Origin of the sequence: Moorena sp. SIO4A5 (assembly GCF_010672005.1) — a bacterium.
Classification (GTDB): Bacteria; Cyanobacteriota; Cyanobacteriia; order Cyanobacteriales; family Coleofasciculaceae; genus Moorena.
On the sequence record NZ_JAAHHZ010000051.1, the window covers coordinates 19,955 to 46,332 of the forward strand.

The window sequence follows — 26,378 nt, forward strand, 5'->3', positions numbered from 1 at the left end:
GAATTGGTTCAGCACTTAATTCGGTTTTAAGTACCTGAATATCGCGAGGTTCTTCACCCAATAGCCAATGAAAAAACTCCGATGGGTATTCTTCGGCTAAGTATTTACAGATATTATCGTAAGCCAATGCAAATTGTTTAAAGTTAACACTATCTCAGATAGTGTAGTGAATCTGAACTAGAAAATTGATCGCACCTGGATCTTGTTTATGGAGTCAAGTTATGCTAACCGAGCAATTCTGATTGAGATAAGATCTAAAAAAGACCTGATTAGATCAGGTCTTTTCAAAATCATCTTCCCACCAAAAATCCTGGTGAAAACTAACAGTTCAATGTCAGCTGTGCTCCAACCAAACCCCTAAATCCGTTGCGGTCTTAAAATCCAACAACGCTTCACTCAATTCCTCCAATCGAGTAATGGATAATCCCTCAATCTGCTGTTGGAGCACAGGGTCAAGTAAACCTAACCTCAGGGTTAGCTGACGTATCACAAGCAATAGGGCTTCCTCCTGCTTTCCTCGGTCGAGTCCCTGCTGGATTCCCTTTTGGACTCCCTTTTGGATAATATCTTGATAGGTGACTGATTCTTCCATAATTTCCTCTGATAACAATCGACGGACTAAATCTTTCTCAAACCGTAAACCAGCCAGTACATCCACACAGGCTGCTAGGTTTCCCCGTAATGGTTTTTCTTCAATTCTATCCACTTGGGCAACCACTTGCTCTAACAATCGATTAGGGCTATTACTCCTAGCTAGAGTTGCCAAGGGTAACAGAGCTCGATTGGCTAACAGTGGTTGAGGGTCTTGCTCCCACAGACGAATTACTCGATAACGATGCCAGGTGTTAGTATCCCTAAACTCATTAGTAAATACCATCTGTGAGGTCGTAGATTTTAGGAAAATCACGACCTGGTCAATGGGACATCGGTATTTACGTTGTAATCTGACCCAATAGTCTAACATCCGAAATGGTAGTGGTGGCTCGGATTGGGGTAGGGTTTGAAATTCTATGTGCAGAATTTGGTTAGTACTTTGGAGTAGACTCAGAGCATCAGCTTGAATTGGTTCAGCACTTAATTCGGTTTTAAGTACCTGAATATCGCGAGGTTCTTCACCCAATAGCCAATGAAAAAACTCCGATGGGTATTCTTCGGCTAAGTATTTACAGATATTATCGTAAGCCAAGGCAAATTGTTCAAAGTTAACACTATCTCAGATAGTGTAGTGAATCTGAACTAGAAAATTGATCGCACCTGGATCTTGTTTATTGAGTCAAGTTATGATACATTACTAGCTTTTAATTAGAGTTCTGTTGGAGCCAGTTGAGTAAGTCTTCCCTGGTCTGGAAATCCCAGATGGCTTCTGATAAACGCTCTAGCTCTTGATTCGTCAAGGCTTCGATTAATGCGATCGCATTACTGGATAGTTGGCCAAAACGGCGCTCAAGCTGTCGCACTATTACCCTTCTTTCCCCTTGTACTCGTCCCTGTATTATTCCCTGTTCTATTCCCTGTATTATTCCCTGTTCTATTCCTTCCCGTTGAGCTAGACTCAATGCACCTCGCGTGTCCTCCAAGACCATCTCCTGCTTGCGGAGTTTTTCCAATTCTGACACACTCAACCCCGCTTGATTCGCTATAGTTAAGGCTTTTTCTAGCTGTGGGATTTCCCTGAGATTCTCAGGAATAATTTCTAAACTGGGAGCTTCTTTGATAAAATATATCCACTTATCTATCACACTTTCTAACTCTTCCAGCTGCTTAGTGAATTTGGGAAGTTCCACAAACACCATCGCTAATTCATTTTCCTGATAAGGCAAGTGCTCTTCTTTTTCTTGAAAGTAAAAACAGCTAATTACTTTTTCGGTTGATGGGAATAACTTAAAATCCGTGATGGTTAACGCAATGACTGGATTGAGATCGAAATATCCCTGTCCCGACTTTAGTTGATTCCCATAGGTTTTGCACAAGTTATAGACCACTCGCTTCTCGAAAGCCTCCACATTCCAGATTTGCATTTCAATCAGCACAGTTGTTTGATCCTCTAATACTGCCTTAACATCCAGATAGCGATGCAGCGCGGTCTTGGGGGTTTCCCCCATGAGCGACTGCATCAAGACAGTGTCTTTTAACTCCACTACATCCCCGGCACTATAGGGGTCAAGGATTTCTAAATCCTGGATTACCGACTCCCCGGAGTAGATCATGGCATTGAGGAAGGAAATCAGAATATCCTTACTTTGATCTGAGCCAAAGATTTTCTTGAAAGCAAAGTCAGTTTTGGGACTAATGAATCTCATGGTTTTCGCAGTTTATGAGCTAGAGTGGTTAGTCAATGTCTTTACTAAGAAATTTTACGGACATCGTTTCAGTAATCATCCTAGCAAAATCCGTTGATATTCTGGTGTATAACCGGTCAGCATTTCTCTAAGCTTAAAAGGAATCAACGGAAGAAAAGCAGGATGATTGTTCAAAATACTAGTAATAATACTAATACTAATCAATCCAGTAATCATCAATGGGATGATGTTCGTGCAGCCTTGAAACGATTCTGGGGTTACGAGGATTTTCGACCTCCCCAAGGTGAGATTATTCGGATGATTTTAGAACAACGGGATGCTTTAATTGTTTTGCCTACTGGTGGTGGTAAGTCGATTTGTTTTCAACTACCAGCTTTACTACAAACTGGATTAACATTAGTGATTTCTCCACTAGTAGCATTGATGGAAAATCAGGTGCAGGAATTGCGCGATCGCAAATTACCTGCTGCTCTGTTACATAGTGAATTACCTCGCTCCCAACGGCAACAAACCCTTCAAGCTCTAGAAAAGCAGCAACTGCGATTGCTCTACTTATCCCCAGAAACCCTACTCAGTGCAGCAGTGTGGAAACGATTGTGTCAGCCACAGCTTCAGATTAATGGATTGATTTTAGATGAAGCCCATTGTTTGGTTCAATGGGGTGATACCTTTAGACCCGCTTATCGCCGTTTGGGAGCAGTCAGACCAGCACTGCTCAAGTGTAAGCCCAAGGGAACAAAAATTGCGATCGCATCCTTTACTGCTACCGCTGACCCCAAGGCTCAACAAACCATCCGCAAAGTCTTGCAACTGCGACAACCCCAAACATTTTTAATTAGCCCCTATCGAGACAATCTTAACCTCCAGGTCCAAACCGTCTGGACTCCCAAAGGACGTCGCCAACGAGTATTGAACTATATTAAAGCCAGACCTAAACAAGCTGGGTTAGTCTATGTCCGTTCCCGAAAAGATAGTGAAGTGTTAGCGCAATGGTTTACTTCCTTGGGGTATTCCACCGCAGCTTACCACGCTGGCTTGGGTGCTCAGGAGCGTCGGAAAATTGAAGCCAGCTGGATTAGTGGTCAGACCCAATTTGTGGTATGTACCTGTGCCTTTGGCATGGGGATTAATAAGCCAGATGTACGCTGGGTCGTGCATTTCCAAGCACCTTTACTCTTATCGGAATATATTCAGGAAGTAGGTCGTGGGGGAAGGGATGGTAAACCAGCGGATGCTTTGACCTTAGTCAGTGAACCAACAGGATGGTTAAATCCAGAGGATAAGCAACGACAAGAATTTTTTGCCCATCAAATGCGATCGCAATACCAAAAGGCTCAACAGTTAGCAAAGCAATTACCAGCCCAGGGAGAAGTAGCCAAAGTAGCCAAAGAGTTTCCCAATGGTGCCATAGCCTTAGCACTCCTCGATAGTGCTGGTCAACTAGAATGGATTGATCCATTCCATTACCGGCAACACCGGTCTAGAAAATCTTCCTCCCTAGCACAGGTTAGTACTATCCAACAGCAAGCCCAGTCTCAGATGAATCAATACCTGAAAACTCGCCAGTGTCGTTGGCAATTTTTACTACAGGCATTTGGTTTTACTCAAGAAGCGGTTGGCTTTAGATGCGATCGCTGTGATAATTGTTTATCCCATTGATCAATTGGATTAGCTACTTCGTCTTAGGTTTTAGGGAGTCGGGAGTCGGGAGTCGGGAGTCGGGAGTCGGAACCCACCCCTAACCCCTCCCAGGAGGGGAACGGGAGTCGGGAGTCGGGAGTCGGGAGTCGGGAGTCGGGAAAAAAATTATCACAATTGATTGACGATTAGTATATTTTTTTTTCGGATATATTTCCATTTTTTTTCGATTTCATGTTTCCGTGGATCTCGATAAAATTACTCCTCAAAAAAACGCGATGTTCTGAAATAAACCCTACGGGATTCCATTTTAAAATTTCCCCTCTGTTCCCGATTCCCGATTCCCGATTCCCGATTCCCGATTCCCGATTCCCGATTCCCGATTCCCGATTCCCGATTCCCGATTCCCGATTCCCGATTCCCGATTCCCGATTCCCGATTCCCGATTCCCGATTCTTAATTCTTAATTATCAATTCTAAAAAACCTTCTATCCGCTCCCAAACCTTCTCCAACAAATCAGGACAATCTGCATCAAACCATTCAATCTCAGGATAAGCCTTAAACCAAGTGCGTTGACGTTTAGCAAATTGGCGAGTGTGGAGAACAGTTAACTCTCTGGCCTGCTCAAGGGATAAGTTACCAGCAAGATAATCTTTAATTTCCCGATATCCCAACGTATCCAGTAACGGTAAATTCCAACCATACTTCTGAGCAATAGTTTCCACCTCAGCCACAAATCCTGCTGCTAACATTTGGTCAGTACGCTGAGCAATCCGCTGGGTAATAGTTTCAGAATCCTGACATTCCAAGCCAATCTGGAGAATTGGATAATTAGGAGGATTTTCTCCCTGCTGCTGTGATATCGGAATTCCAGTTACATAAAATACTTCCAATGCTCGCAATGTCCGCACTTGATCATTGGGATGAATCTTCTGAGCAGCAACAGGATCAATTTGTTGGAGGAAATTATAGAGCTGAGCTTGACCAAGAGCAGCTAGTTGCGATCGCAAATCTTCCTGAGGCGCAACCCGAGGAATTTTTAACCCCCGCACTACCGATTTGATATATAAACCAGTACCACCAACTAGGAAAAGAGGGTTATTGTTTAAGTCAGCCTGATCTACCCGGTCTTCCCTGTGTTTGCTAGCTATAATTTCCTGGGCTTGCTGTTGATAATCAGCTACAGTTAAGGTTTCGGTTGGGTCACAGATGTCGATCAGATAATGGGGTACCTGCTGTTGTTGAGCCAGTGTCGGCTTAGCGGTTCCAATATCAAATTCTCGGTAAACCTGACGAGAATCAGCATTAAGAATTATTGAACTAACCCGCTGTGCTAATGCTATTCCTAGACTCGACTTACCTGTGGCTGTAGCACCACAAATTACTATGACTGCTGAGTGCTCAGTGTTGAGTGTTGAGTTTTGAGGGGAGGGCTGTTTCATCTTCCATTGCGGCATTCGGGACTAACTTGAGCACTGACCCACTGACACCATCATACCCTATATAGTTAATCCCCTATAGAAATAACCTATGAAAATGGGCTGTGGTCGCCTATAAGGCTTTTGTGTTACAATCTTCGGGTGTTTTATCATTTTTGATGAATCATAGCCTTTCAAAGCTTTTAACGGAAAACCCCGAAAGATTATGACGAGTAGTTACAGTGCCGATCAGATTCAAGTTCTAGAAGGTCTCGAACCGGTGCGGAAACGCCCAGGGATGTACATCGGGACAACTGGACCTAGGGGTCTCCATCATCTAGTCTACGAAGTTGTAGACAATTCCATCGATGAAGCGCTGGCTGGGTATTGTACTCACATCGAAGTTGATATCAATAGCGATGGTTCCGTAACCGTTACCGATGACGGACGAGGAGTTCCTACGGACACCCACCCTACCACAGGGAAATCAGCACTGGAAACCGTAATGACCGTACTTCATGCCGGTGGTAAGTTTGGTGGCGGCGGCTATAAAGTCTCTGGAGGATTGCACGGTGTTGGTGTTTCCGTAGTCAATGCTCTGTCTGAGTGGGTAGATGTAACGGTGTGGCGGGAGAAAAAAGAACATACCCAGCGCTATGAGCGGGGTGTGCCCATGACTGAACTACTCGTCAAGCCCTATAAAAAGGCCCACACTGGTACCTCAGTAAACTTTAAGCCAGATACCGAAATCTTTACTGGCGGTATTGAGTTTGATTATACTACCTTATCCGGACGTCTCCGAGAACTGGCTTACCTGAATGCTGGTGTTAAAATTACCTTCTCAGACCATCGCCTGGAAGAACCCAGAGTAGAAACCTATCACTACGAAGGAGGGATCCAGGAATATGTCGCTTACATGAACCGAGAAAAGCACGCCCTACACGAGGAAATTATCTATATACAAGGGGAACGCAAAAGTATCCAAGTGGAAGTGGCACTACAATGGTGCATTGATGCCTATAGTGATAATTTGCTGGGTTTTGCTAACAATATTCGCACTATTGATGGTGGTACCCACTTGGAGGGGCTCAAGACAGTCTTGACCCGAACCATGAATGCGATCGCACGCAAGCGCAATAAACTCAAAGAAAGTGAGTCTAACCTAGGTGGTGAGAATATCCGAGAAGGATTAACTGGGGTGATTTCTGTCAAAGTCCCAGAGCCAGAATTTGAAGGTCAAACCAAAACTAAACTGGGAAATACAGAAGTAAGGGGGATTGTAGATTCCCTAGTTGGGGAAGTCTTGACTGAATACCTGGATTTTCATCCCCAAGTCGTCGATACTATCTTAGAAAAAGCGATTCAAGCCTATAAAGCCGCAGAAGCTGCTCGTCGTGCTCGTGAATTAGTGCGGCGGAAATCAGTACTAGAGTCTTCTCCCTTACCCGGTAAGTTAGCCGATTGTAGTTCTCGGGACCCAGGGGAATCAGAGATATTCATCGTTGAGGGGGATAGTGCAGGGGGATGTTTTTCTGGAGAGACACAGGTTGCCCTGGCTGATGGACGGTCTTTGAGCTTCAAGGAACTTGTAGCAGAACAAGCTATTGGTAAAGAGCATTTTTGCTACACGATTACCAATAACGGCAGCATCGGAATAGAACGGATTATCAATCCTAGGATGACCAAAGCCAATGCTAAAGTCATCAAACTTACCTTAGATAACTCAGAAACCATTATTTGCACTCCCGATCACCTGTTCATGTTGCAAGATGGTAGTTATAAGCCAGCAGTATCTCTGACTCCTGATGATTTGCTAATGCCTCTATACCGGCCACTGGCAGAAATCAGGAAACAGGCAAAGGTCAAAACCCAACACAAAGAAGCCTATTCCGCTGTTGCTGGTAATCAGACACAGGTTTGTGAAGCTGTTGCTAACTATAACTACCAAGTTGTTTCCATTGAATCCCTAGAACAATTGGTAGATGTCTATGATATCGAAGTGCCTCATACCCATAATTTCGCTTTAGAGAGTGGGGTGTTTGTTCACAACAGTGCTAAACAAGGACGCGATCGCCAATTCCAAGCCATTCTCCCCCTCCGTGGTAAAATCCTCAACATTGAGAAAACTGATGATGCCAAAATTTACAAGAACACAGAAATCCAATCCCTAATTACAGCCCTAGGGCTAGGGATAAAAGGAGACGAATTCGACCCGTCCAATTTACGCTACCACCGCATTGTAATTATGACTGATGCTGATGTGGATGGCGCTCACATCCGTACTTTATTACTAACCTTCTTCTACCGCTATCAACGAGCCCTTGTAGACCAAGGCTACATCTACATTGCTTGTCCTCCCTTATATAAACTAGAACGAGGTCGCAACCATAACTATTGTTATAGCGATCGCGAACTACAAGAGCGGATTAGCCAATTTCCTGAAAACGCTAACTATAACATCCAACGATTCAAAGGATTAGGTGAAATGATGCCACAGCAGTTGTGGGACACCACCATGAATCCAGAAACTCGCACCATGAAGCAAATCGAAATCGAAGATGCTGCTGAAGCTGACAGAATCTTTACTGTACTCATGGGAGACCGGGTTGCTCCTCGCCGCCAATTCATTGAAACCTATGGCGCTCGACTCAATCTCACCGATTTAGATATTTAGAGTCTACCTTACTCACAAATTAGTACTAGTGTAAGCTATCAGCTGTCAGCTGTCAGCTGTCAGCTTATTTTATTCAAAAGCACCTCAAGTAGAGTGGCACAGGCTTCTAGCCTGTGATTCAAGGAATAAGCTGATAACTGATAGCTGATAGCTTACCTTAGGACATTGATAAAAGCTGAAAAGCTTTTTTAGTGAACTATTCCCTATTCCCTATTCCCTATTCCCTATTCCCTGTTCCCTGTTCCCTGTTCCCTATTCCCTGCTCCCTGCTCCCTACTCCCTTATAGTAAATCAAGCCATGGTTACCGCAATTCCAGCTAACCAGATTACCCTCTACGATTTAAGAATAAAATTTGGCTTAGAGCGCACCGATGATGAGCAATTCTTTCAGGAGTGGCAAGATGATTTACCAGAACTAACAGAATTAGAAAAAAAAGAGCTAAAGGAAATAAAGAAAGACTATCTCCACTTATCAGAGCGTCCAATGGTGGAAACCATCGTCAAAATGGTAGTACTTTCCCCATTATTGAAACTAGCTGGTTTTTATCGTTCTCCCTTTTATATTACTGCTGAAAAAGTCGTAGAAATTACTTCCGAAGATCAAGAAACAATTATTACAGGACGACTTGACTTACTCATCTATACTCCTGAATTTTGGGTTTTAGTGATCGAAGCCAAACGAGCCGATTACTCCCTGGAAGTTGGCATCCCCCAAGCACTAAGTTATATGCTAGGAAATATTGAATCAGAAAGACCTGCTTTTGGATTTATCACCAATGGGCCAGATTTTATTTTCCTAAAACTGAGCAAGCAAGATAAACCAAATTATGCTGAGTCGGATTCATTTTCCCTTCGGAATAAGACAGGCTTGGAGCACGTTCTCAAAATCCTAAAGCGGTTTAATGAATTAGTGAGGCAATAATCAAGTATTAATATCAAGTCCGATTAATTGTTTACGATCCGAATCATGAGGTTATTAACCAATGGATAAATTAGATCAATATCGTCAGATTACCTGCGAATTTTTAGAAAGCTTTGCCAGTTATGATCTCAATGCTCAACTTATCTTTGATAGAGAACGGGATTGTTATCTGGTTTTCCACAACGAATGGCGTAATGAGTACCGCATCTATGGCTGTGCCATGCATCTTGAGCTGATCGAAGGTCAAATCTGGATACAGCACAATAGTACTGAGATTTATATCGATAGTGAATTGATTGAGCGGGGTGTTTCTCCCAAAGATATTATACTAGGATTTCGCTCTCCCAGCGTCCGCAAACTTATTGCTGCTGCGATGGAAGACTAGTAAATGCGCAACCTAACCGGATTTTAACTAACAGTGAGGGGTAGTAGGGTGGGCAAATAATCAAAGTCAGTAGGGGTTTGGTGGGCAAAGCCTACCATTTATAACCGTTACGGAGTCCCCAATTTAGCCATGCTTTGATCATTTCTTGAGTATTCCCCTGATGTTCTTCTTGAACAGGATCTTCTCTAGTAATGGATTTTAAAGCCCAAAACCACCGTCCAGATTTTTGTTCAAGTTCCCTTAATAATAACGGAATTGCTTCTTTTCCCATGCCAATAATTTGTTGATAAGCAGGATGCATAGCTGCTTGAGTGGTTGATGAAATTCCTCTGGTTTCTTCCCGCCACTGGTGAACGAGTTGCCTAAACGTTTGTTCGATATCTTCTTGAATTAGGGACATTTTCTCTCCATTTTGTGGTTGTAAGTAGGGGTAGGGTGGGCAAATAATCAACCATTAACCAATTGATCATCAATCATGTGCCCTTCCGAAAATTGCCACAGGCTGGAAGCCTGTTCCACACAACCTAACCGGATTTTAACTAACAGCAAACTCAGTAAATTTGCGAACATCTGGAGGATGAAAACCTAAAACAATATCACTTTTTGGAATACCTGCTGCCACTAAATCATTAGCAATGCCGTCTTCAGTATTGTCACATTGAATCCAAATTTTATAATTACTAATTTCCACATGAATCAAACAACTATGAAGATGATCTTGGTTATTCCATCCTTCAGAAACAATTAAATATTGGTCTGTTTCTCGGTCAAATGCTGCATGGTTACGGATGTTAACATTAGAGTAATCAATGTTAACATAAGGGGTTAAGGTTTGACGAATAATTTGGCGATAGTTTTCTAATTTATCCATTTTATAATCACCTCCTTTTCCGGCTCAAAAACAATAATTTTAAGCGTGTTATCTTCTAATAACATCTGTCCGATTTCTTCGGTAAATAAGCGGTTAAATATTACTTCTCTAATAGCTAAATAAAGAAGACGTTCTGAAAGTTGACGTTTAAGAACTTTATCGTATAATATATATTGCCCTAAGGCGTTTTTTAGATCTTCTATTTCTGATGAACCAACAAAACTTTTAACTTCTACAGCAATTTTTTGTCCTTGTTTTTCAGCTACTAATATTTTTTCAGCACCTAGGTCAATATAGATGTCTTTTTTACCTATTTTAAGGCTTAAAGGGTCATTGGTAATTGTCCATCCATCTTTGATTAGTGCATTTTTTACTGTGTCATGATAAATATCTTTGGCTGGCATTTTCAAAATTATTAAGTGTGGGTGCCAAAATAAAAGCCTATCTTAATTATAGTCGGAACGATCTGTAATTTCGTGACAGCCGTAGGGTGCTTGATAAGACGCGATCGCACTCATGTTCCCCCTGGTAGTGTTGGAATAGCCCGGCCCGTAACGCACCGCTAGTGTTGGAACCACCCTTCCGAAAATTGCCACAGGCTGGAAGCCTGTTCCACGCCTGATGCCCATTCCACCCACCGGCTCAAACAGCATGGATTGAGATGCACCCCAATAGGGAATAGGGGCAACAGCTGCATAGTTTTTTAGTAAAATCAAAGAGATGCACCCCAATAGGCAATAGGGAGATAGACGAAATTAAAGCTAATAAAAATACCTTTTGATTAATCTTAATTTTTGATATGGTTTTCCCCTTGCCAGATAAATACATTGATCTGCTCACGGATTTCGGCTTTAAGCGCGTTTTTGGCACTGAGCCAAATAAGGCACTGTTGATCGACTTCTTAAATACGCTGCTGCCTCCTCACCATCAGATTCAGGATGTCACCATTAAGAATCCAGAGTTCTTGGGTAAGACTTTAGTGGACAGAAGAGCAATTTTTGATATTTATTGTCAGAGCACAACCGGTGAACGCTTCATTGTGGAAATGCAAAAGGCAAAACAAACGTTCTTCAAAGACCGCAGTGTCTACTATGCCACTTTCCCCATCCAAGAACAGGCGCAACAGGGAAATTGGAATTATCAGCTAACGGCAGTCTACACCGTCGGTATTCTGGATTTTAGTTTTGATGACCATAAGCACGATTCAGAATTGTTGCATGTGGTAGAGCTAAAAAATCAGCGGTGTGAAGTGTTCTACGATAAGTTGAAATTCATCTATGTGGAACTACCGAAATTTACTAAATCTGTTGATCAATTAGAAACCCATTTTGATAAGTGGTTATTTTTATTGAGGCATCTGGCGAGCTGTAATGCTCCCCCTGAACCGTTGCAAGGGGATGTGTTTGCCCAGCTATTTGAGGTGGCCGAGATTGCCAATTTCTCCTCTGAAGAGCAAGCCCTGTACCAGGATAGTCTGAAGGTCTACCGGGATATGTACAGTGTTAATCAAACCTTGATTCAGGAAGGTAGACAAGAAGGTCTCGAACAAGGTAGACAAGAAGGTCTCCAACAGGGTCTCGAACAAGGTAGACAAGAAGGTCTCCAACAGGGTCTTGAACAAGGTAGACAAGAAGGTCAACAAGCAGGTGAACAAGCAGGTATACAAAAGGTTGTTAAACAGATGAAGGCCGCAGGGTTATCCCTGAAGGATATTGCTCAATATACTGGGTTGAGTATGGATGACATTGATCAGTTGTGAAACTCTTGCCTCTTGCCTATTCCCGATTCCCGATTCCCGATTCCCGATTCCCGATTCCCGATTCCCGATTCCCGATTCCCGATTCCCGACTCCCGATTCCCTATTCCTCGCATACCCATAACTTCTCCTTAGCTCCAGGATTCCTAACAAAGTAATCTTCCAGCAAGTCACAGCCCCGACGCAGCAGCTCACCTAAACTTTCAACCTTCCAAATTCTGGCGGTGTGGTCCGATGAAGCAGTGGCTAGCTTTTGTCCATCCGGGCTGAAGGCTACACTCCATACCTCGTCCCGATGCCCGGTGAGCACGGCGATTTCATTGCCCTGTAAGTCCCAAATTCTGGCAGTGCCGTCCTTTGAAGCAGTGGCCAGCCTCTGTCCATCCGGGCTGAAGGCTACACTATATACCTCGTCCTGATGCCCTCTGAGCACGTCGATTTCATTGCCCTGGTTATCCCAAATTCTGGCCGTGTTGTCCTTTGAAGCAGTGGCCAGCTTCTGTCCATCCGGGCTGAAGGCTACACTCCATACCTCGTCTCGATGCCCGGTGAGCACGGCGATTTCATTGCCCTGGTTGTCCCAAATTCTGGCAGTGCCGTCTGCTGAAGCAGTGGCCAGCTTCTGTCCATCCGGGCTGAAGGCTACACTATTTACCCTCTCATGATGCCCGGTGAGCACAGCGATTTCATTGCCCTGGTTGTCCCAAATTCTGGCGGTGTGGTCCGATGAAGCAGTGGCCAGCTTCTGTCCATCCGGGCTGAAGGCTACACTATATACCCAGAACTGATGGCCGGTGAGCAGGGCGATTTGATTGCCCTGGTTGTCCCAAATTCTGGCCGTGTTGTCCTTTGAAGCAGTGGCCAGCTTCTGTCCATCCGGGCTGAAGGCTACACTCCATACCTCGTCCCGATGCCCGGTGAGCACGGCGATTTCATTGCCCTGGTTGTCCCAAATTCTGGCAGTTTTGTCCATTGAAGCAGTGGCCAGCGTCTTTCCATCCGGGCTGAAAGCTACACTCTCTACCGAGGACTGATGGCCGGTGAGCAGGGCGATTTCATTGCCCTGTAATTCCCAAATTCTGGCAGTTTTGTCCATTGAAGCAGTGGCCAGCGTCTTTCCATCCGGGCTGAAGGCTACACTCTCTACCGAGGACTGATGGCCGGTGAGCAGGGCGATTTCATTGCCCTGTAATTCCCAAATTCTGGCAGTATTGTCCCATGAAGCCGTGGCCAGCGTCTTTCCATCCGGGCTGAAGGCTACACTGGACACCCAGGACTGATGGCCGGTGAGCACAGTTAATTCATGTCCCTGTAAGTCCCAAATTCTGGCAGTGCCGTCCTTTGAAGCCGTGGCTAGCCTCTGTCCATCCGGGCTGAAGGCTACACTCCATACCTCGTCCCGATGCCCTCTGAGTACGGCTAATTCCTTGCCCTGGTTGTCCCAAATTCTGGCAGTGCCGTCGGATGAAGCCGTGGCTAGCCTCTGTCCATCCGGGCTGAAGACTACACTCTCTACCGAGGACTGATGCCGGGTGAGCAGGGCGATTTGATTGCCCTGGTTGTCCCAAATTCTGGCGGTGCCGTCGGATGAAGCAGTGGCCAGCCTCTGTCCATCCGGGCTGAAGGCTACACTAAATACCCAGCCCTGATGCCCGGTGAGCACGGCGATTTCATTGCCCTGGTTGTCCCAAATTCTGGCAGTGCCGTCAACTGAAGCCGTGGCCAGCCTCTGTCCATCCTGGCTGAAGGCTACACTCCATACCCTGTCATGATGGCCGGTGAGCACGGCAATTTCATTGCCCTGGTTGTCCCAAATTCTGGCAGTGCCGTCAACTGAAGCCGTGGCCAGCCTCTGTCCATCCGGGCTGAAGGCTACACTAAATACCGAGTCCTGATGCCCGGTGAGCACGGCGATTTCATTGCCCTGGTTGTCCCAAATTCTGGCAGTGCCGTCAACTGAAGCCGTGGCCAGCCTCTGTCCATCCGGGCTGAAGGCTACACTAAATACCTCGGACTGATGGCCGGTGAGCACAGCCCCTTTTCGAAATTGACTAATACTCTGGTGGAGAGCATATAGAGGAATAGTAGTAGGATATTGCTCCAGGGGGCGACCATCTGTTACTCTATCCAATAGGTCTTGCCCAGTCTCCATGGCCTCATACAAAAGCGTTTCCCCTCTTGTACTGGGGCCATAGTAAACATTATTATCCGGTAACTGTCGTAAAATACTACGCCCTTGCCGTTCTACTAGTGTGACGAATTTCGCTTCCTCTAATTGTTGTGTAGCTTTGATTAGAGTCACCACAGCAACACTTGCCACAACTAAGGACACACCCAGTACAATTCCCCCAGTGCATATGATGCACTGGGCTTGTTCTTTAGCCTTAGCTAATATCTCACTAGCCTCTTTCTCAGCCGCCAAAGCCTTTCGGACTTCTCGCTTATCTAAAACCTGACTAGCTCTCAAGAACTGGGAATCCAAATCGCTTAAGGCTTTTCCCTTCGACCATTGTTCGGCCTGGTCTAATGCTCTCCCCCGCAACAATCGAGAGTCATCCTTACATCCAGAATCAACCCAAGCGCTAAACGCCTCAGAGTAGGGACGTAGTCTAGCCAATTCTTGATTAACCCAATCGGAATTGAAAACCTCCCCATAAATCCGGTTATTAACCTCCAAACAGCCATGGCGCTCAACCACCAGCCCCGATAACCTTAATTCCGTCTGTTCCTCACTACCATCAGCAGCTAGACTACCCTGATCCAACACTTGCTGATACAAACCCAATAACATACCAGCCCGTTGCTCATTTCTGAGAATGCGATCGCGTATAGTCTTCAAATGCTCCTGTTCATCCTGAGCTTCCCAATTGTCTATAATCTGGGTACGCACTATCTGGTCTAGGTAAACACTAGACCTCTTGCAAAAGTGTTTTTCTAATAGTGTTTGCGTCAATTCTTGTCCACTGTTCCCTGTTCCCTGTTCCCTGTTCCCGACTTCTGCAAGAAGTCTACTATTGCCCAATTCCCAAGTCTGAACTACCAAACGACACAACCGCTGAGTCAGAAACGGTTGTCCTCCCGTCCAGTTTACTATCTCACCTAATACCTGTTCAGGATTATCAACCTTACCGACCAAACCCCGAACCAAAGGCTGTTTGGCTTCCTCAAAAGTAAACCCAGTCAACTGAATATCCCGACCGATATTAAACGGAGTGCGCTGTTTATCCTGAATTAAATCTGCAGCAGTTGCCACGCCTAGCAAACAAAAGGTGAGACGATTGTAAGCTGGCTTTTCGGCTCGTTGATTGTAACAGGCTCTAATTAACGCAAAGAAATCATCTTTAAACTTAACTTTAATAATACTATCAATTTCATCCAGGAAAATAACAATTTTCCCCGGAATACTGGTTAACACTATCTGCTCAATAAACTTACTTAAGCACAAGACCGGAGAGATTTGAGCACGCTCGTCTAACCAAGCTTCCTCATCAAATTTTCCGAAAAGCTCGAAATCATCCATCAATAACATCATCAAACTTTCATACCACATCGACACCGTGATGTCTTCTTTTCCAATCACGGTCAGATCGATAGACGCGCAAGCAAATCCCTCTTCTTTCAAGCGTTTTATCGTTCTTACCCGCAAACTAGACTTACCCATCTGTCGGGAATTCAGCACATAACAAAACTCCCCAGCCATCAATGCCTGAAAAAGCTCCTGATCCGCTTGTCTGGTCACATAAGTAGGTTCATCGTGAGGTAAACTACCTCCTACTTTGTAGAGTGTTGAGTGTTGATTGGTCATTACAGCAGTTTGCCATTTGGTGAGGTACAAATTTTTGGGTTTTAGGGAGTAGGGAGTAGGGAGCAGGGAGCAGGGAGCAGGGAGCAGTGTGGGGAGTGTGGGGAGTGTGGGGAGTGTGGGGAGATGGGGAGATGGGGAGATGGGGAGAGAGAAGAAGTAGTTTTCAAGAATTTGGTATAGTTAAAGATAGTTTTGCTCATTGTTATCGAAATTATTGCTATGTTGATAATAATGATATTACCCGATTCCCAATTCTAACTTCTAACTTCTAACTTCTAACTTCTAACTTCTAACTTCCCTACTCCCTACTCCCTACTCCCTACTCCCTACTCCCTTTTCCCTAAAATGCGATCGCTAAAATAGAGACGATACAAATTAGATATCAAACTACAATCATTGCCATAGCGTTGCACCAGACCCATACTTTCCAACTTGCGAGTGATAGTAGCATCCAGGCGCACCGGTTTAGTTGTACTAACTAATAATTTAACAGCCTCCAGCAATTCCGGATGCTCTTGAATACTAGTTAAGAGTTGACGGAGATGACTGCCATAAATTCCCGCTTCTGTGGGGGCATTAGCCAAAAGGGTATCCAGTGTGTTGTCTGCTGCTTGGTGATTTTTGAGATAATCAAAGGCTTGGGACAATAAATCAGGATGTCCCCCCACCATTGCCATCAGTTGCGTTACTGAATCCCCAGACAAATTCAAGCCATAAGCCTGGGCAAAGCTCGTAACCTGCTGCTCAGTAAACTCTAGTAAATCTATCTGTAATCCCACATTAAACGGCGATTGATCGGTAGGTAAGGTAACGTAAACTTCCGTGGCATAAACCACAATCAACCGTAGTTTTTTCCAAATCTCTTTACTCTTAGCATCTTCATGCCAACTACGCAGCAACGTCAGAAACCCTTCAGCAATCTCTTGATGAGAAAAGACTTGCTCTACTTCATCCAAACACAAAACTACCGGACTATCTAAAGACTTTAATAAATACTGCTCTAAGTATCGTTTGCAGTTTACCTTGCTGGGTAAACGCTTTTTCCAATAACTGTCTAACTGATCCGACAATCCTAAGTTGTCAGACAGTCGTACACAAAACGATTGTAAAAAGCTATCCAAATTAGTGAAAGGTAGCTCATTCATATTTAAATAAACCTGAGCATAACTCTGTTTTTCACCATGGGCGATAATCTGCTGAATCAGTAAGGTTTTGCCCATTCGTTTCGGTGCTTTAATCCGAATTAACGCTCCCGGTTTAACAATTTCCTGATAACAACGAGCCTCAACAGGTGGGCGCTCAATATATATCTCTTGAGTTGCTCTAGAGGATAACCCGCACTCGTTTAATACTTGATCAGCCACTAACTCTGGCTTATAGGTATTAACGATTTCCACTAACTCACAACGACAATTATAACCGTTAGCTTCAATATTAAAGTTTTCATAAATTTTAGAAATATGCTTTCTTACGGTAGATGGATCATTGACCTTTAGCACCTTGTCTCTGATTGCTTCATCTGTCTTGCCACCAACCACCGCCTCCAACACTTGTCGTCTTCTCCAGGGCATGGTGTTGAATTTTTCCTCGAAGGCTTCTTTACTAATCATAAGCGATCGCTTTTGTAAATGTTCGTAGGGTGCGTTAGGGACTGGGGAGCCATTATTGTATTGGTAGCCAGTGTTAGGACAATCCGTCCCGTAACGCACCACCGTGTCAAACAGTAAAAATGTGCCGTAGGTAGTACTATAGTTAGTTTAGAGTATTATTTATTAGTTGAGCGAGATTGAGACAAGAAGTTCACAAATTTTGTTTATCTGTGAAAAAATAATCACAACGATCGTCTTAGAGCTTCACCCATCTGAAGTGCCATGAAGTCACCTGAAGTTTTTTCCACACTGAATGCATCTCATTTTTGCTATTTGACTCGGTGGTGCGTTACGGGGCGGACTGTTTCAACCAGAAAGAGGCGGAAAATCAGGGCTAGCCCGCCCCTAACGCACCCTACGCAACACATACTAATAAAAAAAAATCGGTCAAAGTTTGGTTAACCAATGCTTGACCGAATTCTAATATATAAACCACTACACATAAAGCTTAGCTTATCAGCTTAAGCGCTACGCGCACGCTACGCGAACAGCTTATCAGCTATCAGTTTATGGGTTAGGTCACAGGCTATAGGATGCATATCAATTTTGTTAATCCCTGATTCAGATCCCCCATTATCCCCCTTAATAAGGGGGACTTTTCAATCTAATTCCCCCCTTTTTTAAGGGGGGTTAGGGGGGATCTATGTACCTAATTACAAAGTTGAGATGCTCCCCAGCCTAGAAGCCTGTGCCACAACACTGACTACTTACCATTTACCTCAGCAACTGATTCAAAACAACAACATCCTAACTCAGTAAACTAACCTCCACAAAACAAGTTTAAATCATGGTCGCCAGGGGGTCAAAACCCTGGCAAATTACTATCCTAGTCTACGTAAAAATAGCGAATCAAAAAAGTCATAATCTCATCAGGCTTCCCCGTAGGTTCCGGAGTGCTCCACTCGTTGGGATAGGCGTATTTAAGGCCATAAAGGGCAATAATTGTCTTCCAAACTTTTTCAGGAGAACCGGTCAAGATCAGCTTGACTTTCTTAGGTTTGCGACCAGGGTTTTCTGGGGTGTTCTTGTCATCGGAGTTAGGTGGAATGTTCTTGGTCATGAATCGTGACTCCTGTAAATGGCTTATATTATTAATATATTTATAAATTAATATATTGTCAAGGAATTTAGAATTTTTTTTATTATTAAATATGGAGATGATGGTAAGATAAACTAGTTTTTATTTGTCTATTTTTTTGGTATAATTAATCTAATAATTAAGCTTAAGCGCTACGCGCACGCTACTATTGCCTATTGCCTATTGCCTGCTCCCTACTCCCTACTCCCTACTCCCTACTCCCTAAAATCGAAGACTTTATACTTAAACTAATTGAAAACTGCTGTAATGAAACAAACCCACTATCTAACCACAACCGTTCAACAAGGCAACCGCCTTGAGATTTCCCTTCCAAATTTACCGGTAGGAGAAACCATAGAAGTTATTTTAATCGTACCTGAAATCGCACAAAATCATTCAATGGAACGCCAAGCTTTTCAACAACTTACCCTAGAAGAACGTCGTCGCATTTTAGCCCAACAAGCAGAAGCCATGAAAGACTATTATCAAGAAAATCAAGAATGGAAAGATTGGATAAATTTTGATAACGAGTAAATCTATATTTTTTAATTCGGTTAGTATAGATTACTGGGTTTTAGGGAACAGGGAACAGGGAATAGGGAATAGGGAATAGAAAAAAAAATCTGTGTATCTGATAGGTAAGCATTCAGTATTCAGCTTTTGAAGAATACCTGTTTTATTCAAAAGTTCCGTAGCTTCCCCATAGCGCATTAGCTGATATAGCAGTCGAAGCAAAACTTAATCGTAAGGTGGGCAGTAATAATACCAATTCCAAAGCTTACCATCGGGATGATACTTACTGCCCACCCTACATCTACTACTCTGTTTTTTTGATAAAATTAATCGTAAGGTGGGCAGTAATAATACCAATTCCAAAGCTTACCATCGGGATGATACTTACTGCCCACCCTACATCTTTTTCCCTATTCCCTATTCCCTACTCCCTACTCCCTACTCCCTACTCCCTATTCCCTTTGCTAAAGGTGGGCAGTAATAATACCAATTCCAAAGCTTACCATCGGGATGATACTTACTGCCCACCCTACATCTTTTTCCCTATTCCCTATTCCCTACTCCCTACTCCCTACTCCCTACTCCCTATTCCCTTTGCTAAAGGTGGGCAGTAATAATACCAATTCCAAAGCTTACCATCGGGATGATACTTACTGCCCACCCTACATCTTTTTCCCTGTTCCCTATTCCCTATTCCCTACTCCCTACTCCCTACTCCCTACTCCCTACTCCCTACTTCAAATAGCAATCCTCAGCTCGCTTTTAGTTGCAACTGGTGCATATGATCAAACAACTTCCAGCAATACTCCTCAGATATCCCACAGGTAACAGCACCCCGAAGTACCACATCGAAATACCAATCATTAGGAGCCATTTCCCGGTCTAACTTATTCACCACCACATAAGTCCGAACGCCCTGATACAACTTATTTTGACAGTGGACATTTACCATTTCCTGTCGGTAGAGACCGCGAGGCACACCTTCCCGCAGATCCAAAGCTTCACTCACCCGCCAAGGTAAATGATACAACACTCCTTCAACCCTTGAGCCAGGAGTTTTCACCACATCCAGCGTGCCACAATTACGACTTGGAGATTTGTTGTAAAAACCAATATGATAATCCTTAAGGGTAGCAGTACCAATCACAAAATTATGGGTATCTTCCCCAAGCGATCGCTTTAAATCTACTGGACACATACAAGAGCCATAAGCAAAATAGTAAAAGCCTGACTCTGTGTGAAGTTGGTGTTTTCTGTGAGTGTTTAGCTGGGCAGCTGACATACGCAATCCTAATTCCTAACTTATATCTGAATCTTGGCAAATAAAACCTTATTCTATCGAACAGTCGAGTAGTGGGGAGTGTCAAAAAAAACATTTCAGCAAAAAGAAATCCCACCGTTTCAAGCAGTGGGACAATTATTGAAAGGCAAACTATGGAGAGGTTTACCCTTTAGATATTAGATATAGCGTTTCTAGGAATTATGAGGTACACTTATCAAGTTCAAAGTCCCCCTTGATAAGGGAAACGGGGGATCTCTTTGTACCTCACCAAATTGCAAACCGCTATATTGATTCCATACCAATTTGAGATCAGACCCCTGCTCGAGAACCTATCGATAACTCAGGATCATTACCCAACTTCCCGTTCTGCATTGCTGAATACAGTCGGTTAAGCGCATTCACATACGCCTGTGCTGAAGCCACAATAATATCCGTACTGGCAGCATAACCCGAATAGACCCGTTCATTGTGCTGCAAACGAATAGTCACTTCCCCAAGAGCATCAATTCCTCCCGTTACCGATTGCACCGAAAACTCAATCAGTTTATTAGGCAATTTCACCACCCGATTCACCACCCGATTAATGGCCTTGTACACCGCATCCACCGGACCAGTACCAATAGCAGCATCACTAAGTTCTTTACCTGTAGGTGTTCGCAGCGTAATCGTAGCCGTAGGACTACCATGATCCCCACAGGAAACCTGCACCAACTCTAAGTGAAACACTTCCGGTGCCTGGTAAACTTCATCATTAACAATAGCTTCTAAATCCCAATCCGTAATCTCCTTCTTCTTATCCGCCACCTCTTTAAACCGAACAAACGCCTTATTCAAGTCATTGTCCGACAAATCATAGCCCAACTCCTTGAGGCGAGAACGGAAAGCATTGCGACCGGATAGTTTACCCAGTACAATTTGATTTTCCTTTAACCCAATCGACTCCGCATCCATAATTTCATAGGTCAGCTTGTGCTTAAGGACCCCATCCTGGTGAATACCAGACTCATGAGCAAAAGCATTCGAGCCCACGATCGCCTTATTCGGTTGTACCAACATCCCCGTAAGACTCGAAACCAGGCGGGATGTCTTGTAAATCTGACGAGTATCAATAATGCTTAGGGGTTCCTTCGACTCTGGGGGGCGTCCGAAGAAAGGATTAAAATACTGACGGCGGACATGTAATGCCATTACCAACTCTTCCAAAGCCGCATTACCAGCCCGTTCTCCAATACCATTAATCGTGCATTCCAATTGCCTGGCTCCATTTTTCACTGCTTCCAGGAAGTTAGCCACTGCCAGACCTAAATCATTATGACCATGGACAGAAATAATTGCCCGGTCAATATTGGGAACATTTTCCTTAATCCCACGAATCAAGCCACCAAATTCGCTTGGGGTAGTGTAACCTACAGTATCAGGAATATTAACCGTAGTCGCCCCCGCATCGATTACCCGTTCCAGGACTTCGTAGAGATACTCGGGATCGCTGCGCCCTGCATCCTCCGGGGAAAATTCCACATCATCCACAAAAGACTTCGCATAAGCCACCATTTCTGGCGCAATCTCTAACACTTCCTTTCTAGTCTTCTTCAGTTTGTACTCCAGATGAATATCCGAAGTGGCAATGAAAGTGTGAATACGGGCATTAGCTGCCGGTTTGAGGGCATTCGCTGCCGCTTTGATATCATCACGACTTGCCCGTGCTAGACCACAAATAGTTGGTCCAGATTCTATGCCCACAGCTTCAGAAATTTTTTGCACCGCCTCAAAATCCCCAGGACTAGCGTAGGGAAAGCCTGCTTCAATCACATCAACTCTCAATCGTGCCAGTTGGTGAGCAATAATCAGCTTCTCATCCACATTGAGGGTTGCTCCAGGAGATTGTTCCCCATCCCGGAGGGTAGTGTCGAAAATGATAATGCGCTCTGATTGAGGTTGCTGGTTCATAACTAACTCGATTGGTTGATAGTCAGTGATTTGAAGGAAACGGTCGTCAGCCAACTAGACAGAAAGTTTGCTTTGTTTATAATTATAACTATGAATCAATTTTTTCAATTTGATCACGGACATCATTTAGATCAATATAACGGTCAGTGGCATTCCTCAGTTCCCTAGCAATCATCCCTTCTGTGGAAACCACCGTAATATGGGTATTTTTAGAGCGGAGTAATTCAATGGCTCTTTCAAAATCCCCATCTCCACTAAACAAGATCACTTTGTCATACTGTTCGACTGTATTAAACATATCCACAACAATTTCTATATCTAAATTAGCCTTTTGTGAATAGCGACCCGAGTTATCATCATAATATTCCTTTAAAATTTTAGTACGAACCGTGTATCCTAGACTAATTAGAGCATCTCGGAACCCCCGCTGGTCTTGAGGATCTTTGAGTCCTGTGTACCAAAATGCATTAACTAGAGTAATACCAGGCTCATTTTTAAAATAGTCCAAAACTCGCCTAGGATCAAAAAACCACCCATTCTTTTGTTGGGCGTAAAACATATTATTGCCGTCTACAAAAATAGACATACGTTTAAGTGGACAATGCATATTTACTTAAACCTAACAATTTTCTATATAATCTTTAATATAATTTTTTATTCTAGCAGTTTTTAGATAGTAAATTAGTAATTAGTGCTAAGACTTAACTAGTTACTGGTAATTAGTGATGTGATTACTACTGATAGAGATGACTTATATGTACTTACCTAGTGAAAGAGTAAGCAATAGGGGGATAATTTCCTGATTTTGAGGATAGGATGCCAAATTTACCCTCCTCTGTCTTGGTGCGCGTTATAGCAGAAGTCAGAAGTCAGAAGTCAGAAGTCAGAAGTCAGAAGTCAGAAGTCAAACTCTTGCGCTTACTTAGGTTTGAGACTTTTGTCATGTCCGCGCCTGCCCTGGCGACTGCTATACCATGGCGAGGTTCAGGCAGCGCCTTGTCGCACCGCTTCAGTTAAGTCCTAGGGAGAAGGGTAGCAACTCAGATCGAAACAATTAGGAGTATCAAAGTAGTGGTAGTTTAACGGGACTGGCAAGCTTTTGGGCAAGCAACACACCTAAGCTATTGCTTGCTTTGGGTAGTGCCACAGTTTCTCAAAGCAAGCAACGTCAACCGGTGGGTAAAATTATAGATAAGAGCACCAGTCACTCCAACTCCCAGCATAAAGCTTGCCAGTATTAATTCCTGCCAATGCCAGGGAGAAGAGATTTACACAAGCGGTTACACCAGAACCACAATAAACCTGAATTTCTTGTTTGTTCTCCAGCTCAGTCCAGCGCTCTTGTTGGGATGCTAATGGTTGCAAATAACCATTGCTGTCCGTCACACCATGCCAAGGGTAGTTTAGTGCACCGGGAATGTGACCGGCAACAGGGTCAATCGGTTCTCGTTTACCTAAATAGCGATCGCTTTCCCTAGAGTCTACCAACGCCACCTCTGGCAGATCTTTACGTACTTTCACAGTATTAATATCCACTACCAAATCAGAGCGCAACTGCTCTACAAATATGCCTGGTTTTGTGGTAGGCTCTTGATCAGATACTGGATACCCTTGGGAATGCCATCCTGTCCAACCCCCATCCAGCAACGCCACTTGGTCGTGTCCCAAGTAGCGCAGCAGCCACCACAAGCGGGCTGCAAAAGCAGAACGGGAATCATCATAGGCAATCACTAGGGTTTTTCGGAAATTAACACCAATCGCTGCTAATTTCTGGGCTAACTTCCCAGGTTCAGGCAAAGGATGACGACCGCCATGACGCTCTACTGGTCTCGAAAGGTCCTTATTCAAATCGAGATAGTGAGCGCCCGGGATATGGCTAACTTTATACTGTTCATAGCCCAGGTTTGGATCAGATAGAGCAAAACGGCAATCGACAATTACGATGTGGGGATCATCAAGATGATCACTCAGATACTGACCAGAAACTATAAAAGCTTGTTCCGTCATGTGACATCACGGATTATAAATTTTAGTATTGATTTAGGACAAATAAGCTTTAGCGATATCAAGTGAGTCCAAGGATTTACGCTCCTAGGACTCTCTTCAAACAAAACAAATTAACGTTTGCTTGTTTGGTTGAGATATAAGTTGGTAGTGCTTCCTTTAGAGGGATGAAAACCCCCAGCCATCCGCTGTCAGATTTTCATCCCTGTTTATCCCGCTGTTTGCGGCGGCGATCGCGCCACTCAGCAGCAGTTAGATAAATGATTCCTCCGCTGACCACCACTAATAATCCAGCGGCAGCAAAGAACAACATAGTGATTACGGGATTTTCCACGATACTGTTAAAACCCGTTACGACCCCAGACAACCATTGAGATTGACCAAGTGAACAAAACCAGTACAGAAACCCAGCCTAGTGTCAGAATATCCATAGCAATATATAAAAAAATTACTCAATAACTCCAAATCTTATAATAGTTCAATTTGACACAGCCACCTCCTACAGAAGTGGAATTCATTTGGGAATTATCTAGTTATGGGGTTAACCCCCCGGTCTTTCAGCAAAGCTGATCATCCAGAGTCTGGCTAGGTTTCAGGTCAAGAGTATTTTACCTGGACAGGGGGATAGTGTGACACTTACTAAACTGTCCACAGATTCCTTCAAGAAAACTTGTGATGATCACCTGATCCTGAGATTCGACCTTATGGCAATGTTTGTCACAATTTTGTATTATGTTGTAATATATAAAAAAAATAAATAATTATTGTTATGCCTTACGAAAAACTAGACATCTCCACCCCAAAACCGGTGCTGTCTTGGGCGAATCACTCCCTAGCTGCTCAGGAAACCCAAATGGCGAAAAATGTTGCGTCTCTGCCATTTGTGTTTAAGCACGTCGCATTAATGCCAGACGTTCACCTAGGTAAAGGCTCATTAGTTGGCTCTGTAATTGCCACCAAAGATGCCATCCTGCCAGCAGCTGTCGGGGTAGATATTGGTTGTTTTACAGGTGATACCCTCGTTCCCTTGGCTGATGGCAAATCCTACTCACTCCAAGCACTAGCCAGCAGTCAGCGAGAAATTATTGTCTACTCCTGCACACAAACCGGAAAAATCGTCCCGGCTAAGGCTACAGCCAAATTAACCCGCCGTAACCAACTACTCTTAAAGGTCGTTCTCGACAACTCAGAAGAAATTAAATGTACTCCCGATCATCGATTCATGCTCAGGGATGGTAGTTACCGGGAAGCCCGTGACCTCAAACCAGGGACATCCTTGATGCCTTTCTACTCCCAAATCGATAAAGATGGTTACACCTTAATCCAGCAACCCTATTCTGGAAGATGGCAAAAGGCAGATGAGATTATCTCTGCCACTGATATCCCTACCACTGATATCCCTGCCACTGAATGGTTAGAATCTCAATTGTCAGGAAGAGTACCATCTTTTCCAGGTCATAGAACAGTCATTGACCACCATATTGATCACCATATTGATCACCATAACCTTGCTCCTGCCGAGCATCCAAGCTCAAATCTGGTAGGGGGGGCAAATCACAAAGTCGTCAAGATCTTACCACTTCAGGAAAGACAAGATGTCTACTGCCTAACTGTGCCAGAGTATCACAACTTTGCCCTGACCGCTGGTGTGTTTGTTCACAACTGTGGCATGTCTGCCATCAAAACCCCTTTTGTGGCAGAGCAATTGGAGGGCAAGCTCAAGAAGATTCGCTTGGAGATTGAAGCAGCTATTCCCGTTGGCTTTAATGAAAACAAAGATATCGAAAAACCAGTAGTAAACTGGCAAGGCTGGCGTGACTTTAAGGAGCTTCATCCAGGTGTGCAACGGCTAGATGGAAAATCCATGAAACAGCTGGGTTCCCTTGGTGGTGGCAATCATTTCATTGAATTGTGTCTTGATACCGAAAACCAAGTGTGGCTGATGCTACACTCCGGTTCACGGCATATTGGTAATCAGCTAGGTGACATACTCCCACACTGACAAGCGCGGTTCAGTGTGGGCTTCTTACCAACTCCAGCTATTGCTTAGGATACTCGGTAAGCTTTATTAACGATACGGGATGCCCCTCCGCACCGGAACAATACAAAAAGTTCTATTTTTAAACACGCAGGTG

General features: G+C 44.0%; 30 protein-coding genes. 13 read left to right on the forward strand and 17 right to left on the reverse strand.

Annotation, left to right across the window (positions count from 1 at the left end):
- Positions 1-334: 334 nt before the first annotated feature.
- Both F6K57_RS17270 and F6K57_RS17275 read right to left on the reverse strand, forming a co-directional pair.
- Entirely contained in the window at positions 335-1,186 is an 852-nt protein-coding gene (locus tag F6K57_RS17270) for an Rpn family recombination-promoting nuclease/putative transposase (protein ID WP_293069503.1), read from the reverse strand.
- Between the two features lie 112 nt (positions 1,187-1,298).
- Complete coding sequence (locus tag F6K57_RS17275) at positions 1,299-2,300, reverse strand: Rpn family recombination-promoting nuclease/putative transposase (protein ID WP_293021461.1); 1,002 nt, start codon at positions 2,298-2,300, stop codon at positions 1,299-1,301.
- A 162-nt stretch (positions 2,301-2,462) separates the two neighbouring features.
- On the opposite strand from F6K57_RS17275, the gene F6K57_RS17280 reads away from it, so the two are divergent.
- Both F6K57_RS17280 and F6K57_RS17285 read left to right on the forward strand, forming a co-directional pair.
- A complete protein-coding gene (locus F6K57_RS17280) occupies positions 2,463-3,959 on the forward strand; it encodes an ATP-dependent DNA helicase RecQ (protein ID WP_293069505.1) in 1,497 nt (498 codons plus the stop codon).
- 213 nt (positions 3,960-4,172) lie between these two features.
- Positions 4,173-4,418 (forward strand): hypothetical protein, encoded by a 246-nt coding sequence (locus F6K57_RS17285; protein WP_293069507.1) that lies wholly within the window; start codon positions 4,173-4,175, stop codon positions 4,416-4,418.
- On the opposite strand, the gene miaA is transcribed toward F6K57_RS17285, so the two are convergent.
- Positions 4,395-5,381 (reverse strand): tRNA (adenosine(37)-N6)-dimethylallyltransferase MiaA, encoded by a 987-nt coding sequence (miaA, locus tag F6K57_RS17290; protein ID WP_293069509.1) that lies wholly within the window; start codon positions 5,379-5,381, stop codon positions 4,395-4,397. The two genes, F6K57_RS17285 and miaA, sit on opposite strands and share 24 nt — an antisense overlap.
- A 202-nt stretch (positions 5,382-5,583) precedes the next feature.
- Here miaA and gyrB point away from each other — a divergent pair, with 202 nt between their 5' ends.
- The 3 genes from gyrB to F6K57_RS17305 all read left to right on the forward strand — a co-directional run bounded on the left by gyrB (position 5,584) and on the right by F6K57_RS17305 (position 9,338).
- A complete protein-coding gene (gene gyrB, locus F6K57_RS17295) occupies positions 5,584-8,031 on the forward strand; it encodes a DNA topoisomerase (ATP-hydrolyzing) subunit B (RefSeq protein ID WP_293069511.1) in 2,448 nt (815 codons plus the stop codon).
- A 298-nt stretch (positions 8,032-8,329) separates the two neighbouring features.
- The gene (locus F6K57_RS17300; protein ID WP_293021450.1) at positions 8,330-8,953 is read left to right on the forward strand and encodes a type I restriction endonuclease; all 624 of its coding nucleotides are present in this window, start codon (positions 8,330-8,332) and stop codon (positions 8,951-8,953) included.
- A gap of 61 nt (positions 8,954-9,014) precedes the next feature.
- Positions 9,015-9,338, forward strand: a complete 324-nt coding sequence (locus F6K57_RS17305) for a XisI protein (RefSeq protein ID WP_293069513.1) — start codon at positions 9,015-9,017, stop codon at positions 9,336-9,338.
- Positions 9,339-9,429: 91 nt separating this feature from the next.
- On the opposite strand, the gene F6K57_RS17310 is transcribed toward F6K57_RS17305, so the two are convergent.
- From F6K57_RS17310 to F6K57_RS17325, 4 genes are all read right to left on the reverse strand, one after another.
- Positions 9,430-9,738 carry a hypothetical protein gene (locus F6K57_RS17310; protein ID WP_070396506.1) on the reverse strand — a complete coding sequence of 103 codons (309 nt, stop codon included), beginning with the start codon at positions 9,736-9,738 and terminating at the stop codon, positions 9,430-9,432.
- A gap of 135 nt (positions 9,739-9,873) precedes the next feature.
- Positions 9,874-10,209 (reverse strand): XisI protein, encoded by a 336-nt coding sequence (locus F6K57_RS17315; RefSeq protein ID WP_293069515.1) that lies wholly within the window; start codon positions 10,207-10,209, stop codon positions 9,874-9,876.
- Entirely contained in the window at positions 10,197-10,613 is a 417-nt protein-coding gene (locus F6K57_RS17320) for a XisH family protein (protein ID WP_293069517.1), read from the reverse strand. Before F6K57_RS17320 ends, F6K57_RS17315 begins: the two co-directional genes overlap by 13 nt.
- A gap of 42 nt (positions 10,614-10,655) precedes the next feature.
- Positions 10,656-10,940: a hypothetical protein gene (locus tag F6K57_RS17325; protein WP_293069519.1), complete on the reverse strand. Its 285-nt coding sequence runs from the start codon at positions 10,938-10,940 to the stop codon at positions 10,656-10,658.
- A gap of 68 nt (positions 10,941-11,008) precedes the next feature.
- On the opposite strand from F6K57_RS17325, the gene F6K57_RS17330 reads away from it, so the two are divergent.
- Together F6K57_RS17330 and F6K57_RS17335 are read left to right on the forward strand one after the other, a co-directional pair.
- Positions 11,009-11,968 carry an Rpn family recombination-promoting nuclease/putative transposase gene (locus tag F6K57_RS17330; protein WP_293069521.1) on the forward strand — a complete coding sequence of 320 codons (960 nt, stop codon included), beginning with the start codon at positions 11,009-11,011 and terminating at the stop codon, positions 11,966-11,968.
- Entirely contained in the window at positions 11,949-12,089 is a 141-nt protein-coding gene (locus F6K57_RS17335) for a hypothetical protein (RefSeq protein ID WP_293069523.1), read from the forward strand. The genes F6K57_RS17330 and F6K57_RS17335 overlap by 20 nt, the downstream gene beginning before the upstream one ends.
- Here the strand turns inward: F6K57_RS17335 and F6K57_RS17340 are convergent.
- On the reverse strand, positions 12,069-15,770 hold the full coding sequence (locus F6K57_RS17340; protein WP_293069525.1) for an AAA-like domain-containing protein: 3,702 nt from the start codon (positions 15,768-15,770) through the stop codon (positions 12,069-12,071). The two genes, F6K57_RS17335 and F6K57_RS17340, sit on opposite strands and share 21 nt — an antisense overlap.
- 86 nt (positions 15,771-15,856) lie before the next feature.
- Here F6K57_RS17340 and F6K57_RS17345 point away from each other — a divergent pair, with 86 nt between their 5' ends.
- Positions 15,857-16,042, forward strand: coding sequence for a hypothetical protein (locus F6K57_RS17345; RefSeq protein ID WP_293069527.1), 186 nt, complete (start codon positions 15,857-15,859; stop codon positions 16,040-16,042).
- A 54-nt stretch (positions 16,043-16,096) separates the two neighbouring features.
- On the opposite strand, the gene F6K57_RS17350 is transcribed toward F6K57_RS17345, so the two are convergent.
- Complete coding sequence (locus tag F6K57_RS17350; RefSeq protein WP_293021433.1) at positions 16,097-17,479, reverse strand: AAA-like domain-containing protein; 1,383 nt, start codon at positions 17,477-17,479, stop codon at positions 16,097-16,099.
- A gap of 766 nt (positions 17,480-18,245) precedes the next feature.
- Positions 18,246-18,479 carry a hypothetical protein gene (locus F6K57_RS17355; protein WP_293021431.1) on the reverse strand — a complete coding sequence of 78 codons (234 nt, stop codon included), beginning with the start codon at positions 18,477-18,479 and terminating at the stop codon, positions 18,246-18,248.
- Positions 18,480-18,673: 194 nt separating this feature from the next.
- On the opposite strand from F6K57_RS17355, the gene F6K57_RS17360 reads away from it, so the two are divergent.
- A complete protein-coding gene (locus tag F6K57_RS17360) occupies positions 18,674-18,817 on the forward strand; it encodes a hypothetical protein (protein WP_293021429.1) in 144 nt (47 codons plus the stop codon).
- Positions 18,765-19,031, forward strand: coding sequence for a hypothetical protein (locus tag F6K57_RS17365; RefSeq protein WP_293021427.1), 267 nt, complete (start codon positions 18,765-18,767; stop codon positions 19,029-19,031). The genes F6K57_RS17360 and F6K57_RS17365 overlap by 53 nt, the downstream gene beginning before the upstream one ends.
- Before the next feature lie 30 nt (positions 19,032-19,061).
- On the opposite strand, the gene F6K57_RS17370 is transcribed toward F6K57_RS17365, so the two are convergent.
- The gene (locus tag F6K57_RS17370) at positions 19,062-19,232 is read right to left on the reverse strand and encodes a hypothetical protein (protein ID WP_293043464.1); all 171 of its coding nucleotides are present in this window, start codon (positions 19,230-19,232) and stop codon (positions 19,062-19,064) included.
- Between the two features lie 155 nt (positions 19,233-19,387).
- On the opposite strand from F6K57_RS17370, the gene F6K57_RS17375 reads away from it, so the two are divergent.
- Positions 19,388-19,624, forward strand: a complete 237-nt coding sequence (locus F6K57_RS17375; protein WP_293069530.1) for a hypothetical protein — start codon at positions 19,388-19,390, stop codon at positions 19,622-19,624.
- Positions 19,625-19,761: 137 nt separating this feature from the next.
- Here the strand turns inward: F6K57_RS17375 and F6K57_RS17380 are convergent, their stop codons facing one another.
- The 3 genes from F6K57_RS17380 to F6K57_RS17390 all read right to left on the reverse strand — a co-directional run bounded on the left by F6K57_RS17380 (position 19,762) and on the right by F6K57_RS17390 (position 22,846).
- Positions 19,762-20,292 (reverse strand): gamma-glutamylcyclotransferase, encoded by a 531-nt coding sequence (locus F6K57_RS17380; RefSeq protein WP_293021420.1) that lies wholly within the window; start codon positions 20,290-20,292, stop codon positions 19,762-19,764.
- Positions 20,293-20,601: 309 nt separating this feature from the next.
- The gene (locus tag F6K57_RS17385; protein WP_293021418.1) at positions 20,602-22,239 is read right to left on the reverse strand and encodes a 2-isopropylmalate synthase; all 1,638 of its coding nucleotides are present in this window, start codon (positions 22,237-22,239) and stop codon (positions 20,602-20,604) included.
- An 88-nt stretch (positions 22,240-22,327) separates the two neighbouring features.
- Positions 22,328-22,846, reverse strand: coding sequence for an NYN domain-containing protein (locus tag F6K57_RS17390; RefSeq protein WP_044495347.1), 519 nt, complete (start codon positions 22,844-22,846; stop codon positions 22,328-22,330).
- Positions 22,847-23,055: 209 nt separating this feature from the next.
- Between F6K57_RS17390 and F6K57_RS17395 the strand changes: the two genes are divergently transcribed.
- Complete coding sequence (locus F6K57_RS17395) at positions 23,056-23,256, forward strand: hypothetical protein (RefSeq protein WP_293021415.1); 201 nt, start codon at positions 23,056-23,058, stop codon at positions 23,254-23,256.
- Positions 23,257-23,424: 168 nt separating this feature from the next.
- Here F6K57_RS17395 and F6K57_RS17400 read toward each other — a convergent pair whose 3' ends face one another.
- The 3 genes from F6K57_RS17400 to petN all read right to left on the reverse strand — a co-directional run bounded on the left by F6K57_RS17400 (position 23,425) and on the right by petN (position 24,674).
- Entirely contained in the window at positions 23,425-24,246 is an 822-nt protein-coding gene (locus tag F6K57_RS17400; RefSeq protein ID WP_293021414.1) for a sulfurtransferase, read from the reverse strand.
- Positions 24,247-24,442: 196 nt separating this feature from the next.
- Positions 24,443-24,577 (reverse strand): hypothetical protein, encoded by a 135-nt coding sequence (locus F6K57_RS17405; protein WP_267872114.1) that lies wholly within the window; start codon positions 24,575-24,577, stop codon positions 24,443-24,445.
- A 7-nt stretch (positions 24,578-24,584) separates the two neighbouring features.
- Entirely contained in the window at positions 24,585-24,674 is a 90-nt protein-coding gene (gene petN, locus F6K57_RS17410; RefSeq protein ID WP_010871354.1) for a cytochrome b6-f complex subunit PetN, read from the reverse strand.
- A gap of 338 nt (positions 24,675-25,012) precedes the next feature.
- Between petN and F6K57_RS17415 the strand changes: the two genes are divergently transcribed.
- A complete protein-coding gene (locus F6K57_RS17415; RefSeq protein WP_293069533.1) occupies positions 25,013-26,245 on the forward strand; it encodes an RtcB family protein in 1,233 nt (410 codons plus the stop codon).
- Positions 26,246-26,378 lie beyond the last annotated feature (133 nt).

Bases quoted from the DNA above. Each gene is read 5' to 3' on its own strand.
- F6K57_RS17275 (WP_293021461.1), bottom strand. From the start codon at position 2,300: ATGAGATTCATTAGTCCCAAAACTGACTTTGCTTTCAAGAAAATCTTT.
- F6K57_RS17280 (WP_293069505.1), top strand. From the start codon at position 2,463: ATGATTGTTCAAAATACTAGTAATAATACTAATACTAATCAATCCAGT.
- F6K57_RS17285 (WP_293069507.1), top strand. From the start codon at position 4,173: ATGTTTCCGTGGATCTCGATAAAATTACTCCTCAAAAAAACGCGATGT.
- miaA (WP_293069509.1), bottom strand. From the start codon at position 5,381: ATGAAACAGCCCTCCCCTCAAAACTCAACACTCAACACTGAGCACTCA.
- gyrB (WP_293069511.1), top strand. From the start codon at position 5,584: ATGACGAGTAGTTACAGTGCCGATCAGATTCAAGTTCTAGAAGGTCTC.
- F6K57_RS17300 (WP_293021450.1), top strand. From the start codon at position 8,330: ATGGTTACCGCAATTCCAGCTAACCAGATTACCCTCTACGATTTAAGA.
- F6K57_RS17305 (WP_293069513.1), top strand. From the start codon at position 9,015: ATGGATAAATTAGATCAATATCGTCAGATTACCTGCGAATTTTTAGAA.
- F6K57_RS17310 (WP_070396506.1), bottom strand. From the start codon at position 9,738: ATGTCCCTAATTCAAGAAGATATCGAACAAACGTTTAGGCAACTCGTT.
- F6K57_RS17315 (WP_293069515.1), bottom strand. From the start codon at position 10,209: ATGGATAAATTAGAAAACTATCGCCAAATTATTCGTCAAACCTTAACC.
- F6K57_RS17320 (WP_293069517.1), bottom strand. From the start codon at position 10,613: ATGCCAGCCAAAGATATTTATCATGACACAGTAAAAAATGCACTAATC.
- F6K57_RS17330 (WP_293069521.1), top strand. From the start codon at position 11,009: ATGGTTTTCCCCTTGCCAGATAAATACATTGATCTGCTCACGGATTTC.
- F6K57_RS17335 (WP_293069523.1), top strand. From the start codon at position 11,949: ATGACATTGATCAGTTGTGAAACTCTTGCCTCTTGCCTATTCCCGATT.
- F6K57_RS17340 (WP_293069525.1), bottom strand. From the start codon at position 15,770: ATGACCAATCAACACTCAACACTCTACAAAGTAGGAGGTAGTTTACCT.
- F6K57_RS17355 (WP_293021431.1), bottom strand. From the start codon at position 18,479: ATGACCAAGAACATTCCACCTAACTCCGATGACAAGAACACCCCAGAA.
- F6K57_RS17365 (WP_293021427.1), top strand. From the start codon at position 18,765: ATGAAACAAACCCACTATCTAACCACAACCGTTCAACAAGGCAACCGC.
- F6K57_RS17375 (WP_293069530.1), top strand. From the start codon at position 19,388: ATGATACTTACTGCCCACCCTACATCTTTTTCCCTATTCCCTATTCCC.
- F6K57_RS17380 (WP_293021420.1), bottom strand. From the start codon at position 20,292: ATGTCAGCTGCCCAGCTAAACACTCACAGAAAACACCAACTTCACACA.
- F6K57_RS17385 (WP_293021418.1), bottom strand. From the start codon at position 22,239: ATGAACCAGCAACCTCAATCAGAGCGCATTATCATTTTCGACACTACC.
- F6K57_RS17390 (WP_044495347.1), bottom strand. From the start codon at position 22,846: ATGCATTGTCCACTTAAACGTATGTCTATTTTTGTAGACGGCAATAAT.
- F6K57_RS17395 (WP_293021415.1), top strand. From the start codon at position 23,056: ATGCCAAATTTACCCTCCTCTGTCTTGGTGCGCGTTATAGCAGAAGTC.
- F6K57_RS17400 (WP_293021414.1), bottom strand. From the start codon at position 24,246: ATGACGGAACAAGCTTTTATAGTTTCTGGTCAGTATCTGAGTGATCAT.
- petN (WP_010871354.1), bottom strand. From the start codon at position 24,674: ATGGATATTCTGACACTAGGCTGGGTTTCTGTACTGGTTTTGTTCACT.
- F6K57_RS17415 (WP_293069533.1), top strand. From the start codon at position 25,013: ATGCCTTACGAAAAACTAGACATCTCCACCCCAAAACCGGTGCTGTCT.